Annotated in this window: 15 protein-coding genes; 4 read left to right on the top strand and 11 right to left on the bottom strand. The window is 38.9% G+C overall.

Annotated features, from left to right (window positions below; genetic code table 11):
- Positions 1-146 precede the first annotated feature (146 nt).
- Positions 147-1082 (top strand): YeiH family protein, encoded by a 936-nt coding sequence (locus BBI00_RS02310; RefSeq protein WP_065397254.1) that lies wholly within the window; start codon positions 147-149, stop codon positions 1080-1082.
- 80 nt (positions 1083-1162) lie between these two features.
- On the opposite strand, the gene BBI00_RS02305 is transcribed toward BBI00_RS02310, so the two are convergent.
- The 9 genes from BBI00_RS02305 to BBI00_RS02265 form a co-directional block, all read right to left on the bottom strand.
- Positions 1163-1354, bottom strand: a complete 192-nt coding sequence (locus BBI00_RS02305; RefSeq protein ID WP_228394769.1) for a bacteriocin — start codon at positions 1352-1354, stop codon at positions 1163-1165.
- Between the two features lie 395 nt (positions 1355-1749).
- Entirely contained in the window at positions 1750-1929 is a 180-nt protein-coding gene (locus BBI00_RS02300) for a hypothetical protein (protein WP_065397253.1), read from the bottom strand.
- 80 nt (positions 1930-2009) lie between these two features.
- Positions 2010-3251, bottom strand: a complete 1242-nt coding sequence (locus BBI00_RS02295; RefSeq protein ID WP_065397252.1) for an MFS transporter — start codon at positions 3249-3251, stop codon at positions 2010-2012.
- A gap of 73 nt (positions 3252-3324) precedes the next feature.
- Positions 3325-4890 carry a ribonuclease Y gene (rny, locus tag BBI00_RS02290; protein ID WP_065397251.1) on the bottom strand — a complete coding sequence of 522 codons (1566 nt, stop codon included), beginning with the start codon at positions 4888-4890 and terminating at the stop codon, positions 3325-3327.
- 234 nt (positions 4891-5124) lie between these two features.
- Positions 5125-5412, bottom strand: a complete 288-nt coding sequence (locus tag BBI00_RS02285) for a cell division protein ZapA (RefSeq protein WP_045495179.1) — start codon at positions 5410-5412, stop codon at positions 5125-5127.
- Positions 5412-5714, bottom strand: a complete 303-nt coding sequence (locus tag BBI00_RS02280) for a hypothetical protein (protein ID WP_065393881.1) — start codon at positions 5712-5714, stop codon at positions 5412-5414. Before BBI00_RS02280 ends, BBI00_RS02285 begins: the two co-directional genes overlap by 1 nt.
- Positions 5715-5852: 138 nt before the next feature.
- A complete protein-coding gene (porT, locus tag BBI00_RS02275) occupies positions 5853-6635 on the bottom strand; it encodes a type IX secretion/gliding motility protein PorT/SprT (RefSeq protein WP_065397250.1) in 783 nt (260 codons plus the stop codon).
- Between the two features lie 3 nt (positions 6636-6638).
- Positions 6639-7370, bottom strand: coding sequence for a bifunctional demethylmenaquinone methyltransferase/2-methoxy-6-polyprenyl-1,4-benzoquinol methylase UbiE (gene ubiE, locus BBI00_RS02270; RefSeq protein WP_065397249.1), 732 nt, complete (start codon positions 7368-7370; stop codon positions 6639-6641).
- A 3-nt stretch (positions 7371-7373) separates the two neighbouring features.
- A complete protein-coding gene (locus BBI00_RS02265) occupies positions 7374-7943 on the bottom strand; it encodes a hypothetical protein (protein WP_065397248.1) in 570 nt (189 codons plus the stop codon).
- Positions 7944-8044: 101 nt separating this feature from the next.
- On the opposite strand from BBI00_RS02265, the gene BBI00_RS02260 reads away from it, so the two are divergent.
- A complete protein-coding gene (locus BBI00_RS02260) occupies positions 8045-9112 on the top strand; it encodes a 3-oxoacyl-ACP synthase III family protein (protein WP_065397247.1) in 1068 nt (355 codons plus the stop codon).
- Positions 9113-9179: 67 nt separating this feature from the next.
- On the top strand, positions 9180-10385 hold the full coding sequence (locus BBI00_RS02255) for a metallophosphoesterase (RefSeq protein WP_065397246.1): 1206 nt from the start codon (positions 9180-9182) through the stop codon (positions 10383-10385).
- Positions 10386-10485: 100 nt separating this feature from the next.
- On the opposite strand, the gene BBI00_RS02250 is transcribed toward BBI00_RS02255, so the two are convergent.
- Together BBI00_RS02250 and BBI00_RS02245 are read right to left on the bottom strand one after the other, a co-directional pair.
- Entirely contained in the window at positions 10486-11238 is a 753-nt protein-coding gene (locus BBI00_RS02250) for a polysaccharide deacetylase family protein (RefSeq protein WP_065397245.1), read from the bottom strand.
- An 84-nt stretch (positions 11239-11322) separates the two neighbouring features.
- Positions 11323-12288: an NAD-dependent epimerase/dehydratase family protein gene (locus BBI00_RS02245; RefSeq protein ID WP_065397244.1), complete on the bottom strand. Its 966-nt coding sequence runs from the start codon at positions 12286-12288 to the stop codon at positions 11323-11325.
- 230 nt (positions 12289-12518) lie between these two features.
- Between BBI00_RS02245 and ggt the strand changes: the two genes are divergently transcribed.
- Complete coding sequence (gene ggt, locus BBI00_RS02240) at positions 12519-14207, top strand: gamma-glutamyltransferase (protein ID WP_065397243.1); 1689 nt, start codon at positions 12519-12521, stop codon at positions 14205-14207.
- Positions 14208-14363 lie beyond the last annotated feature (156 nt).

Below are 14363 nucleotides of genomic sequence, written 5' to 3'. Positions count from 1 at the left end.
CAATAGGCAATAGGCAATAGGCAATAGGCAATAGGCAATAGGCAATAGGCAAAGATATAACTTCCAGTTATCAGACATAACAAAATACAATCTACTTTGTAATACTATATTCCGGAACTTTGGTGCAGATTTTAAAAGTTCGCATTATGAAAGATTTCATTCAGAATGAAATGACCCGGAAAATAATTTTTACAGTATTGGCTGTTTTGTGTTTAACTCCGCTTATATCTTCTCCCATAGCCCTTGCATTAGGTTTTGCACTGGCTGTCTTTATAGGAAACCCTTTTGAAAAGCACCTTCATCAGTATATCCATCTCCTGCTTCAGATTTCTATTGTAGGATTAGGATTCGGATTAAAGTTAGATGAGGCACTTCATGCCGGAAAAACGGGATTGATGCTGACTGTTGCAAGTATAGTGACCGTCATGGTTCTCGGCTATTTCTTAGGAAAGATATTCAAACTGGAGAGGCCACTGTCTTATCTTCTCTCTGCAGGAACGGCTATTTGTGGCGGAAGCGCTATTGCTGCGGTATCTCCCATCATCAAGCCCAACACAAAACAGATTTCTCTGGCATTGGCCATTGTGTTTACTTTGAATTCCATTGCCCTGTTCATTTATCCTGCGATCGGTCATCTGCTGAATCTTTCACAGGAGCAATTCGGGTTGTGGTGCGCTGTGGGCATTCATGATACCAGTTCTGTAGTGGGCGCTGCCGGTAAATATGGTGATGAAGCTCTGAAAGTTGCCACCACGGTAAAACTCGCCCGTGCTTTATGGATCATCCCGGTATCCCTGATTACCATGTTTATTTTTAAAAGTAAGGATTCGAAGATCAAAATCCCCTGGTTTATCGGTTATTTTATCATAGCAATTTTACTGAACACTTATTTCCCTATCCTTGACCGTTTCAGCAGTTCGATCACTGTCCTGGCCAAATCCGGACTGAATCTTACTTTATTTTTCATCGGTTCCACGCTTTCTATCCAGACGTTGAAAACAATTGGTGCTAAGCCTTTACTGACTGCTGTACTTCTTTGGGTAACCATCAGTGTAGGAAGTCTCCTTTACATTATCCGTTAAAAAGCAGCAGCACCCTCTTGAAATCAAAAGGGTGCTGCCTATTAAATGTGGAAATGTTTATTTCATAGTGAAGTCATAATTTATATAGCTGCCTCACCACAAGTGTATACCTGCGGACAAGCTATATATTGAATACAATATTTAGGTCCGGTTACAGCGCCTGAGCAGCTGCATCCGCAAAGGGACAGATCTATTTCAATATTGGCCCAGCTGTCAAGACCTCCGGTAATATTTTTAAGCTCTTCCTTTCTTAGTTTTTTAGCATTTTTCATAATGTTCACGTGAATTAGTTTTGGATTAAACAATATAGTTTTAGTTACCTCCCAAAGTTAAACAAATATTAAATATACGCAACAAATTTTAATATAAATTTTAATAATATATTGATTTTAACCTCATTAATCTATTCAAAATCCGGAATACATTATTTTTATTTATTAAACAAATTTAAAAATTTCTATAAGCACAGGCATTTTTTAAAGGCTGGAAGAAGGAGACTGAATGTTATTATTGAGCAAATTACTTCTCATTGTTTTCTCTAAACCGATGAGAGTATTAAAAAATAGAATAGCTGATTTTCCTGCTTTCCAAGTCTCATCGCTTCCTTTCCATCAAAAAAACCTCCCGGTTTCCCGAAAGGCTTATACGAATAAAGATTATTTTACGATTAACAGGTCATTACCTGAAGACAACTTCTATATTTTGTACAGTATGACGGACCTGTTACGGCTCCTGTACAGCTGCATCCGCAAAGAGACAGATCCGGGGTACCGCTTATTCCCCCTACAATTTCTTTAAGGTTATCCCTTTCTAGTTTTTTAGCATTTTTTAAAATTTTCTGTGACATGATGATTTGATTTTTAGTTAAACAATTTGATTAGTTATCTTATTTTCATATCATTAGAACGTAATTAATCCATAATTATTTTATTCGGTAAACTCAAGATCCCTGTCGTGGGTTTCTGAAATGGTAAGTGACGAATAAAAGGCAAGCCCGAAAACCACTGCACCAACAATAGCCGCACTTTCAACAACAGAAAAACTTCCTTTGAAAAAGTCAAATGCCAGAATCATGACAGGCACCAGCCCTCTTACCATATTCGGGACGGTTGTTGTTGCTGTATTTCTGATATTGGTTCCAAACTGTTCCGCAGCCAGGGTAACAAACATGGCCCAATACCCTGTACCAAAGCCCAGCCATACACAGAACAGATAATATTTGGTCTCGGTATCGGTATTTCCGAACAGCATGACTGCCACTCCGATCAATGTAAAGATCAGCATATAGAAAATGGCCATTTTACGGGATTTTAAGGCATGGGAAATAAAACCGCTCAGCAGGTCACCGACAGAAATCCCCACATAAGCCCACATAATTGCTTTCCCGGGGTTGATATCCCGGATTCCCAATTCAGGAGCAAACTGGTTGGCTAAAACAGCCAGAATGCCTATACAGTACCAGGTAGGTAATCCTACGGCTATACATTTTAAATACCTTATCAGCCTGTCTTTATTGGTAAAAAAGGACAGAAAATTCCCTTTAGACACATTTTTATGTTCCAGATTCTTATAAATTCCGGATTCTGACACACTGATCCTGAGCAGTAACAGCAGGATTCCCATCACCCCTCCGATGATATAGGAGATATTCCATCCGCCTGCCAATTCTACCGTCAGTTGGGCTACAACTGCTCCCATCAACCCAAAACCCGCGACCACTGAGGTTCCAATGGCCCGTAAATTCTTCGGGAGGCTTTCAGAAACCAGGGTAATTCCTGCTCCAAGCTCTCCTGCCAGCCCTATCCCTGCTATAAACCTTAAAGCAGCGTATTGATACACCAAATGCTCTTTCGGAAAATACGGAAGAAAACCACAGGCAATATTGGCTAACGAATAGACCAGGATAGATCCGAACAGTACGGAAAGTCTTCCTTTTTTGTCACCGAAAATTCCCCAGAATACTCCTCCCAGAAGAAGCCCCACCATCTGGCAGTTCAGAATAAACGTTCCGTCTGCATCAGGGTTCAGCCCCAAGGCTTTTAAACTTGGGATTCTTACAATTCCAAACAGAAGGAGGTCATAAATGTCAACAAAATAGCCTAGGGCTGAAATAATAACGGGAATAGAAAAAATGTACTTCAGTTTTGAAGACAGGGACAGTTCTTGCATTTTTAAGTTTTGATAAAAATAAAAAACCTTTCAATTTCTTGAAAGGTTTTTATCAAATATCTTAATCCGATTATTATCTGGCAATATTCACGGCTCTTGTTTCTCTGATTACCGTTACTTTTACCTGTCCCGGATATGTCAGTTCGTTCTGGATCTTTTCAGAAATGTCGTAAGATAACTGAGAAGCTACTTCATCATTTACCTTTCCGCTTTCTACCATTACTCTCAGTTCTCTACCTGCCTGGATTGCATAAGCGCTGGACACCCCGTCGAAGCTTAATGCGGCAGATTCAAGATCTTTCAGTCTCTGGATATAAGATTCCAATACCTGTCTTCTTGCTCCCGGTCTTGCTCCTGAAATAGCATCGGCTACCTGAATGATCGGAGATAACAGAGACTTCATTTCGATTTCGTCGTGGTGAGCACCAATAGCGTTGACCACTTCCGGGTTCTCACCGTATTTCTCAGCCCACTGCATTCCTAATAATGCGTGTGGTAATTCTGATTCCTGCTCAGGAACTTTACCGATATCGTGTAAAAGACCTGCTCTTTTGGCTAATTTTACATTCAGACCTAATTCAGCAGCCATGGTTGCAGCAATATTGGCAACTTCTCTTGAGTGCTGCAGTAAGTTTTGTCCGTAAGATGAACGGTATTTCATTCTACCTACAATCTTGATCAGTTCAGGGTGCAATCCGTGGATTCCTAAATCAATGATCGTTCTCTTTCCTACTTCAATGATCTCTTCTTCAATTTGTTTTCTGGTTTTCTCAACCACTTCTTCAATTCTTGCCGGGTGAATTCTACCATCCGTTACCAATCTGTGAAGGGATAGTCTTGCGATCTCTCTTCTTACCGGATCGAAGCATGAAAGAAGAATGGCTTCCGGAGTGTCATCAACGATGATCTCTACTCCTGTTACAGCTTCCAAAGCACGGATGTTTCTACCTTCTCTACCGATGATTCTACCTTTTACCTCATCAGATTCAATATTGAAAACAGACACTGAGTTTTCGATAGCCTGCTCGGTTCCGATTCTCTGGATCGTCTGGATAACGATTTTTCTCGCTTCATTTTTAGCGTTCATCTGAGCTTCTTCCATGATGCTCTGAACGTGTGCCTGAGCTCTTGTTTTAGCTTCAGCTCTCATTGTTTCTACCAATTCAGCTTTAGCTTCTTCAGCTGTATAATTTGAAATTTTTTCAAGAATTTCAACTTTTTTAGCCGTTGCCGTATCCAGTTCCTGCTGTTTCTTTTCCAGGATTTCATTCTTTTTAGAATAGTCTGCAATCTGCTTATCCAGATCTTTTTCCAGCTTTCCTATCTTGCTAAGCTCGTCATTCAGCTTGTGCTCCTTGTCTTTGGTTCTTTTCTCAACCTCCTGCATTTTCTTTTCACGGGACTGGATGTCTGCATCATGCTGGGATTTCAGTTCCAGGAATTTTTCTTTAGCCTGAAGGTTCTTTTCTTTCTTTATGGATTCAGCCTGTACGTTAGCTTTTTCTATAAGGTTTTCGGCATTTTTCTTGGCATCATCTATGATGAATTTTGCTTTAGTATTCAGAGAGCTTCTGGAAAAAAACATTCCCACTGCGGCTCCGATTACCAAACAAACAACACCTACTATAACTTCTATCATAATGTATATTGAGTTTTAATTGTATTCATATCCTTGTTAAAAATAAAAAAGCCCACAACAATTCAGAGATTGAGAGTAAACTCCTAATCAACACGATTTGAACTGATTTCCATTGTCTGTAATCCGGAGAACCGGCACGCCATTCAATGGACATTTGTTCGGTAATTGTTTAGCGTTGAGTTTACCTTTAATGTGTTAGAATTATTGTAGGCAGTTTTGTTCAGGAAAAAAAATCTATTTCCCGATTTCATTCAACGATTGATTGATCTGTTGTAATCTTTCGTTGGTAGAATTAATATTTTTCTCGTAGTTAAGAGATACCACTTCTGCATTGGTTCCCAGTTTCAGGGCACACATCGCCAAAGCGTCCTGTTTATCTCTTACATCGAAGTTCTGTTCAAAATCTTTAATCATATTCTCTATCTGCTTCCCTACTTTACGCAAAGTCTCTTCCTCTGCTGCCGGTACGTTCAGCGGATATACTCTTCCTGCAATGTTGACGGTTATTCTCCTTACCTCCATTATAATCCACTGTTTTGAAGCTGAGCAATACAGAAATCAATTTCTTTTACCAATCTGTTGATATGGTTCTTCATTAATCTATTGTGTTCAGGATTTCCTGATATTGCTGAATAAAGTTTTATATTTTTTTGTTCTTCTGCTAATACCTGATTTCTTCTTCTTTCCTCATCATACTTCTTCTTCAACTCTTCATGCTCAATATTTAATTCTGCTAAGTTTTCTGTAAGACTTTTATAGTTCTTTTGCAGAGTCGAAATTTTTCTCTCTAATTCTGAAAAATTGTTTTCTAAATCTTGAAGCATTTCAGGTTTGTATATTCTAACTAAAAGCAAAAATAAAAAAATAATAACACTAACAAAAATAAAACACTCTATATTTTGATATAACAACAAAAAAGGAGGTGCTAATGCACCTCCGGTATATTTTTAATGAAATATTTTTTATTCGAATTTCAGAACGAACATCACAGCTCTCGTCTGCAATGTAGATACGGCAGATGCCCAGTAAGGAGGGGTATTGGCATTATCAGCCACTTTTTCATTATTCATGAAGAAAGTTCCCCTAACGGCAGGAGTCAGTTTAAATTTGTTGAAATAAAACTGAATTCCCATTTCAGCAGACCATGCAAAGTTGTGCGTGGTTGATCTGAAAATTCCCTGCTGGTTATCATCGGTAGAAGTTGCATTAGACTGAAGGTTTACAACGTAGTTTACCCCAGCGGCAACGTAAGGCCTTGAATTGTACCATCTCTGCCCGTGAAGTTCCAGAAGAACAGGAATATCAACCAGAGTAGATTTAATTTCTCTTACTTTGTCTTTTTCCTGTAACGGAATCGGCATGAAAGGAGGATTGGTTAAAGATCCGCCGGCATAGATGTCATTAGATTGCGTATTAAAAGTCAACTGTCTTTGTGCAAACTGTAAACCCGGTTCTAATCTCACGTCAAGATAGTCGTTCAGTCTCCATTTTGCAATAAGCCCGGCACCGAAACTGTAACTTTCTTTAGAGGTAACAAGATTTTGATTATCGCTCATTCCGTATCTCGGATGCAACACGATGCGGTAGTCCAGTCTGTTCCCGTTCAAATAAAACCCCCAGCTGAATTTCTGTTCGTCGAAATCTTCCAACTTATCCATTCTGTTTCGGGTTCTGAATTGCGCATTTGCAAAAATGGCAACATTTACTGAGGTTAAAACCAGTGCTTTTAATAGAAATTTATTCATAGGTTACTTTGTTGCTTTATAAATTGTGGCTATACCTAAACTTAGTTTTTTATATTCTACTTTCTTAAATCCCGTATCTAAAAGAATTTGCTTCATCTTCTCCCCGAAAGGAAAAGCATTTACAGAATCCGGAAGGTATGTATACGCCCTATTATCTTTAGAAACCAGCCTGCCTATTGCAGGTAATATGTTTTTGAAATAAAACATATAGAATGGCCCCATGAAACCCTCAACCTTTGAAAACTCCAGTATATAAACACTTTTGTTATCTTTAACTACTCTTCTTAATTCTGCCAAACCTTTGGTAAGGTTTTCAAAATTCCTCACTCCAAATGCAACGGAAACAGCATCAAATCTATTGTCCTCGAAAGGTAAATTTTCTGCATCTCCTTTTTGCATTGAAATTTTGCCGTCTAATTTAAGTTTTTTTATTTTAATAACGCCAACATTCAGCATTTGTTGTGATAAATCTAAACCAACTACTTTAGAACCGGTTCCTTTTTCAATGGTAATAGCCAGATCTCCCGTTCCTGTAGCCACATCCAGCACTTCCTGCGGTTGATCATTTTTCATCCATCTTACCAGTTTATTTCTCCATAAAACATCAATTTTCATGGATAAAACATGGTTCAGAAGGTCATACTTCGGTGCAATGTTGTCGAACATATCCTCTACCTGGCTCTTTTTTGTAGCCTCTGAATTGTAGGGAGTAACTTTGGTGATATCTTTTGTCAAAACTTAAAACTTGTAATATTCTTTGTAATAATTTAGGTAATCCTGCTTTCTGAAGATCTTGGATCTCGATTCCACTTTCTGAATGTTTTTGATTACCTTATCGTAATCTTCATCTACATTGTAATAAAAGTCTTCTGTGTAAAGCTTGTTGAAGCGTTTTGCTCCTCCGTAATAATCTTTTCCGTCTATCACGGTTTTATCAAGGGCCATCAGCAACGAATCTTTCTTAAGGTTGTATCCGTAATACTGTTCGTTGACGTAATAATCCTGGTGGGCAATATTAAGCAGCCCCCGAAGTTTATTCACTTCGAATGCCGAATCATAAAGCATTTTTTTATTCTGATCAAATACCTGAATAGAGTTTTTCCCTTTATTCAGATCCACATGCACATACTGCCCCGCTGAAATGATTCCTTCTGAACCGTTATTGATTTTAAAGTAATACGTATTGGGGGTAGGATTATCTACAACATAATAATTCTTCTTGGCTAAAAAAAGGAAGTAGATCCCAAAGGCACCGATAAACGCCACAGCTGCAATGAGTAAGCCTTTTAAGGACGGATTGTTTTTCATAGATTGTAAAGTACAATTTTTGCAAATTTAATAATATTTTTAATTCTCCGTTATTAATATTAATTATTAACTTTGCAACTTTAAAAAAATCATATAAACGAATGCCGAATACGATCATTATAGGCTCTGGATCTTATATTCCGAACAGAGTTATTGGTAGGGATTATTTCATGAATTCCGAGTTCTACACAGAGGATGGTGTAAAGATTGAAAAGCCTGTGGAAGAAACTATTGCGAAATTTGTAGAGATTACAGAAATCGAAAACAGGAGATTCATAGAAGACGATCTTTCCAACTCACAAATCGGGTATGAAGCCGCAAAAATTGCCCTTGAGGATGCAAAAGTAGACGGCGAAGATCTGGATTATATCATTTATGCAAGCAATTTCGGGGAAGTTACAGAAAACGGTTATGCCGATTTCATGCCGACAATGGCTGCAAGAGTAAAGAATAAACTGGGCATAAAAAACAGAAAATGTGTAACCTATGACATGATTTTCGGTTGTCCGGGATGGGTAGAAGGAATGATTTTAGCAGACAACCTGATCAAAGCTCAAGTTGCCAAAACCATTCTTGTTATCGGAGCTGAAACACTGAGCCGTGTAACAGACCCACATGACAGAAACAGAATGATCTTTGCTGACGGTGCAGGCGCTGTAGTGGTAAAAGCTACGGATGATGAAAATGTAGGAATTATTGCTCACAATACCATCTGCGACAATGGCCCTGAGCTGAACTATCTTGAAAACCAACCTTCTATCAATAAAAATGTAGATCAAAAACGTTTGTATGTAAGAATGCTGGGTAGAAAAATCTACGAATATGCTCTTAAAAACGTGCCGGTTGCCATTAAAGACACCATCACCGATGCAGGTCTTTCTATTGAAGATATAGATAAAATCTTAATTCACCAGGCTAACGCTAAAATGGATTATGCCATGATCGAGAGACTTCACAGGCTTTACGATGTAAAAGAGTACGATCATGCGATCTCCCCTATGACCATTCAGGACCTTGGCAACACCTCTGTAGCAACCATTCCTACAATGTATGATTTAATAATTAAAGGAAAAATGGAAGGTCAAACGTTTAAGGATAAAGGTAACATTGTAATGACTTCGGTAGGTGCCGGAATGAACATCAATGCTATCGTTTACAGACTCCCTTAATAATTTATAAAAACAAAATAAAAAAGCACAAAGGAAGTCTTCTTTTGTGCTTTTTTTAAATCAGAATATGCCAAAAAATCTTTTCATCACCGCCAGTATTTTCCTGTTTCTGGAAATTTATATCTACCAGGCCATAAGAACGCTTACAGATAACTTCTGGATAAGAACCGGCTATTGGGCAGTATCTTTAATCATCTATGCTGTTTTTGCGTACGAGATCACTCATTACCAGAGAACAGACAGGAGTATGGTAAGAGCTCAGATCATGATCTCCCTGTTCCTGATATTTATTTTACCCAAGATCTTTATTGTTCTATTCTTACTGATCGATGATATTGTCCGCATCGGCGGATACCTGATCGGCTTTGCCGGACCGTCTGAGAATTTCTTCCCGGAAAGGAGAAAGTTCCTGAGCCTGGTCGGATTAGGAATGAGCGGAGTTTTGTCTGCCCTCTTCATCGATGGGATCACTTTCGGGAAATACCGCCACAAGGTAAGAAGGGTAAAAGTAAAATTCCCTAACCTTCCTGAAAGCTTTAAAGGCTATAAAATCATCCAGATTTCTGACGTTCACAGCGGAAGTTTTTCAGATCCCGGCAAACTGCAGCATGCTGTGGAACTTATCAATGAACAAAACCCTGACCTCGTGTTGTTTACCGGAGATATGGTGAATAATGTTGCGGATGAATTCAAACCGTTTATTCCCTTATTTTCAAAAATCAAGGCTAAAGACGGCAAATTTGCGGTTCTTGGAAACCATGATTATGCAGACTATGTAACCTGGGCCTCCCTGGATGCCAAAAAGAAAAACCTGGATACGCTGATCGACTATGAAAAGCAAGCCGGTTTTGACATGCTGAGAAACGAGCACAGGGTGATTGAGAAAAACGGAGAGAAATTATATATTCTGGGTGTTGAAAACTGGGGATTGAAACCCTTCCCTCAATTTGGAAGAATTGATGACGCCTTAAAAGGAGTACCGGAATCCGCTGCAAAGATCTTAATGAGCCACGACCCTACCCACTTTGATTATGTGGTAAAAAAACACCCCGGAAACATCCATCTGACCCTTTCGGGACACACCCACGGGATGCAGTTCGGACTGGATCTTAAAAATGTAAAATGGTCACCGGTTCAGTACCGTTACCCGAAATGGGCAGACTTGTACGAAAGTGAAGGAAAACTATTGTACGTCAACAGAGGGTTTGGAGTACTGGGATATCCGGGAAGAGTCGGTGTACTGCCGGAAATTACGCTTTTTGAATTGAGCTAGTTTAAGGTTTAAAACAAAATCAGAAATTTAGAAACTGAGTAGATGTTATGTTACAGGAAAAACAACTATAGCGTCACACCTGCTACCTAACACCTGCAACCTAAAAAATATAATCTTTCATACGGGAAGTAGCCATATCTTTCTCGTTGATAAAAGTAAGGAGGGCATCTAATTTGTCCTCCATTTTTTTACCCGAAAACAAACGTCGGTAAAAAGGGATATCGAAGCGGTATTTCTTAAAATCCGTAAACTGCCATGAGTTGAGATAGATCAGGACAAATTCTTCGTTTTGCAGTGTCTCTACAACCATGCCCTGATAATACTTCATTGGCAGGATCTGAAACACAAAATCATTATACGGCAGCTGGCTGTATGGAGAAATACTTTCCGGCACAATGCTCAGCCCATCCTCTTCTGTTATTTCAGTATCTCTTTTCAAACGCTTGAACGGAAAAAGAATGTTGGCATTATCAATATTGGAAACATAATTAAATTCCATCATCTTCAATTCTTCCTGCGGCACTTTTACATCTTTCTGACGGATTCCCCGAATCTGCTTTTCCAGAAGATCCTGAATATTCTTCTTGGCATTTTCAATTTCATCCGGTTTTGAACCTTTATTATAAAAAGCAATTTCATGCCCTTTGGATGAAATTGCTTTTATAAGATTCTGCAGTTTTTCAGCGAGTGAAACCTCAACAAAAAAACTGGCTTTAATATCATGAATATCTAAAACCCTGAGAATTGCTCTGGTGTTATCTTCTGCAATTTTCAGCCTTTCTTCATCAGTGACCTGAAAGCCATTTTTTACTTCAGCCTCAATATTCACGATGTTAAAAGTCAATAATATCATTTAAATTAAATTTTAGATAAAAAATATAATACATTAAAAATCAGATGTTAAAATAATATTCAATTAAAGTATTACTTCACATTATTAATTCTTAGCTAATTTTACTTTAAGATTCCTGATCATGTCTTTTGTCATTTCAGAAATTCCGAAATCGTAAGACAGTCCCCAATCTTTTTTAGCCACGGAATCATCAATAGAAGCCGGCCATGAATCTGCAATCGCCTGTCTGAAATCCGGGTTGTAACCGATGGTAAAATCCGGGATTTCTTTCTTGATTTCTTCCGCCAGTTCTTTTGGAGTAAATGACATTCCACCCAGATTATAAGAAGAACGAACCGTAAGACTTTCTTTCGAAGCTTCCATCAGTTTCAGGGTTGCATTGATCGCATCGTCCATATACAACATCGGCATTCCTGTATTCTCAGAAATGAAACTTGTATATTTTCCTTCTTCAATTGCTTTGTAGAAAATCTCAACGGCATAATCGGTAGTTCCACCCCCTGCCGGTGTCTTCCAGGAGATCAATCCGGGATATCTGATACTTCTTACGTCTACTCCATGCTTATCAAAATAGTATTCACACCATTTCTCCCCTGCCATTTTAGAGATTCCGTAAACAGTTGTAGGATTCAATACTACATCCTGTCCCACATCATGCTTCGGAATTCCTTTTCCAAATACAGCGATAGAACTAGGCCAGAAAATCTTTTTAATAAGCCCCTCTTTCGCCATTTCACAAAAATGAAGCAGAGGTTCAAGATTTAATTTCCATGCGAAAATAGGCTGCTTTTCTGAGGTTCCGGATAAAAGCGAGGCAAGATGATACACTGTAGTGATATCGTAATCTTTGATCACCTGTCTTACTAATTGCGTATTAGTAACGTCCATTCTTTCGTAATGCCCTGCAGAAGTAATGCCTTCCTGCCATCTGTCCAGCCCTGAAGCAACAACATTGTCTGCTCCGTGCATTTCAACAAGTCTGTTGGTAAGTTCGGTGCCGATCTGTCCCAGTGCACCTGTAATCAGTATTCTTTCCGTATAGGATTCCATTTTTGAGATTTTTTTTAGAATTGTACAAAAGTAAAAAAATCAAGCTTATCAAAATAAAAAAGGTGGATTTAAAATAAATCAGGAGATTTACATAAAAATTATTCCGGCCATTTTTTTGTTAACCTCCTCATTTCATTCATATTCAACAAAAATAGATATCAACGATATATGCGATCATCAACAGTACTTTAGATAAAAATTCAATAATTTTGTAATAAAGAAACAATCATATGAAGAAGCTTTTAATCGTTTCGGTACTGTTAGCAGGACAATTGAGCTGGGCTCAGTTCAAAGATTTCAATATCGTAAAGGAAGTACAGGTCAAGAATAAAGGTGTAGTGGTATCTGCCCATCCCTTAGCCAGTGAGGCAGGAGCAAAGATCCTCAGAATGGGCGGAAATGCCTATGATGCAGTTACCGCCACACAATACGCTCTGGCAGTAGTATATCCTCAGGCCGGAAATATCGGTGGCGGCGGATTTTTGGTAGGGGTAAAAAACAATGGTGAAAAGTTTACCCTAGACTACAGGGAAACAGCTCCTAAGAAAGCTTCAAGAGATATGTATCTTGACAAAAAAGGAAAAGCAGATACTGACCTATCGCAAAACGGACGGCTGGCCGTAGGTATTCCCGGAAGTGTAGCCGGTTTTTTTGCTACCCTGAAATACTGTAAGCTTCCTATGGAAAAAATCATCCAGCCTGCTATTGATCTGGCCGAGCAGGGATTTGCCATCACAGATAAGGAAGCGGATATGCTCAACAGCCAGCGGGAAAAGTTTCAGAAGCATAATAAATCTTCCATTATTTTCGTCAAAGACACCCCATGGAAAGCCGGCGATATCCTGGTTCAGAAAGATCTGGCGGAAACTTTAAAGCTGATCCAGAAATCAGGAGCCAAAGGTTTTTATGAAGGAAAAACAGCTGATCTGCTGGTTGCTGAAATGAAAAGAGGTAACGGAATCATCACGCTGGAAGATCTTAAAAATTATAAAGTGGCAGAAAGAAAAGCTCTGGAGTTTGATTATAAAGGGAACAATGTAGTTTCCATGCCTTTGCCATCCAGCGGCGGCCTTCTTCTGGCTCAGATGCTCAGAATGGCAAGTTTTGAAAATCTTGAAAAATACCAGCAGAATTCAACAAAAGCGGTTCAGATCATGGCAGAAGCAGAACGAAGGGCTTTTGCTGACCGTGCAGAATATATGGGTGATCCGGATTTCATTCAGGATAAAACATCCTATCTGATTTCTGATGAATACCTGAAGAACAGATGGAAAAGCTTCAGTTTTGACAAAGCAACTCCAAGTGCAGAAGTTGGAAAAATCATTGAACAGCCTAAGGAATCTACACAAACCACTCATATTTCCGTACTCGATAAAGATGGCAATGCAGCTTCTGTAACAACAACCCTTAACGGCTATTACGGAAGTAAGGTTCTGGTTACCGGTGCCGGATTCTTTTTAAATAATGAAATGGACGATTTCTCCATTAAGCCGGGAGTCCCTAATATGTTCGGTGCTGTGGGCGGAGAAGCCAATGCCATCCAGCCTAATAAAAGAATGCTTTCTTCCATGACCCCAACAATCCTCCTGAAGAATGGTAAACCTTATATGGTTGTGGGCACTCCGGGTGGAACAACGATCCCTACTTCCGTCTATCAGTCTATTGTGAATGTGGTTGATTTTAAACTGAACGCCAACATGTCAGTGAACTCCCCTAAATTCCACCATCAGTGGCTTCCGGAAACGATCAGTGTAGAAAACAATTTCCCTGAAAGTACGATTGCCGAACTGAAAAGCAAAAACTATGTGATTGAAAAGATAAAGCAGATCGGAAAAACAGAAATGATCGTCATTGACGACAAAGGAAACATTCACGCTGTAGCAGACGGCCGCGGAGACGACTCTGTAGCGACCGAATAATTTGATAATCCTACATATTAAAAGATAAAAGGGCTGAATTTAAGTATTTAGCCCTTTTTATATTTAAAATAGGCAGGCAATAAAGCTCTTAACTGTAAACAGACCACATATAATCTATTCAAAAAAAATATGATTTTAATCATGTTTTGGGAAAAA

It is taken from the genome of Chryseobacterium arthrosphaerae, assembly GCF_001684965.1.
In the GTDB taxonomy this organism is placed as follows: domain Bacteria; phylum Bacteroidota; class Bacteroidia; order Flavobacteriales; family Weeksellaceae; genus Chryseobacterium; species Chryseobacterium arthrosphaerae.
The sequence above is the reverse complement of the archived record's forward strand: the minus strand, read 5'-3'. Positions and strand labels throughout refer to the sequence as shown.

Excerpts from the sequence above, each read along its gene's own strand:
- BBI00_RS02285 (WP_045495179.1), bottom strand. The coding sequence starts at position 5,412 with ATGGAGGTAAGGAGAATAACCGTCAACATTGCAGGAAGAGTATATCCG.
- BBI00_RS02280 (WP_065393881.1), bottom strand. The coding sequence starts at position 5,714 with ATGCTTCAAGATTTAGAAAACAATTTTTCAGAATTAGAGAGAAAAATT.
- BBI00_RS02295 (WP_065397252.1), bottom strand. The coding sequence starts at position 3,251 with ATGCAAGAACTGTCCCTGTCTTCAAAACTGAAGTACATTTTTTCTATT.
- BBI00_RS02305 (WP_228394769.1), bottom strand. The coding sequence starts at position 1,354 with ATGAAAAATGCTAAAAAACTAAGAAAGGAAGAGCTTAAAAATATTACC.
- BBI00_RS02255 (WP_065397246.1), top strand. The coding sequence starts at position 9,180 with ATGCCAAAAAATCTTTTCATCACCGCCAGTATTTTCCTGTTTCTGGAA.
- BBI00_RS02265 (WP_065397248.1), bottom strand. The coding sequence starts at position 7,943 with ATGAAAAACAATCCGTCCTTAAAAGGCTTACTCATTGCAGCTGTGGCG.
- BBI00_RS02245 (WP_065397244.1), bottom strand. The coding sequence starts at position 12,288 with ATGGAATCCTATACGGAAAGAATACTGATTACAGGTGCACTGGGACAG.
- BBI00_RS02250 (WP_065397245.1), bottom strand. The coding sequence starts at position 11,238 with ATGATATTATTGACTTTTAACATCGTGAATATTGAGGCTGAAGTAAAA.
- ggt (WP_065397243.1), top strand. The coding sequence starts at position 12,519 with ATGAAGAAGCTTTTAATCGTTTCGGTACTGTTAGCAGGACAATTGAGC.
- BBI00_RS02300 (WP_065397253.1), bottom strand. The coding sequence starts at position 1,929 with ATGTCACAGAAAATTTTAAAAAATGCTAAAAAACTAGAAAGGGATAAC.
- rny (WP_065397251.1), bottom strand. The coding sequence starts at position 4,890 with ATGATAGAAGTTATAGTAGGTGTTGTTTGTTTGGTAATCGGAGCCGCA.
- porT (WP_065397250.1), bottom strand. The coding sequence starts at position 6,635 with ATGAATAAATTTCTATTAAAAGCACTGGTTTTAACCTCAGTAAATGTT.
- BBI00_RS02310 (WP_065397254.1), top strand. The coding sequence starts at position 147 with ATGAAAGATTTCATTCAGAATGAAATGACCCGGAAAATAATTTTTACA.
- BBI00_RS02260 (WP_065397247.1), top strand. The coding sequence starts at position 8,045 with ATGCCGAATACGATCATTATAGGCTCTGGATCTTATATTCCGAACAGA.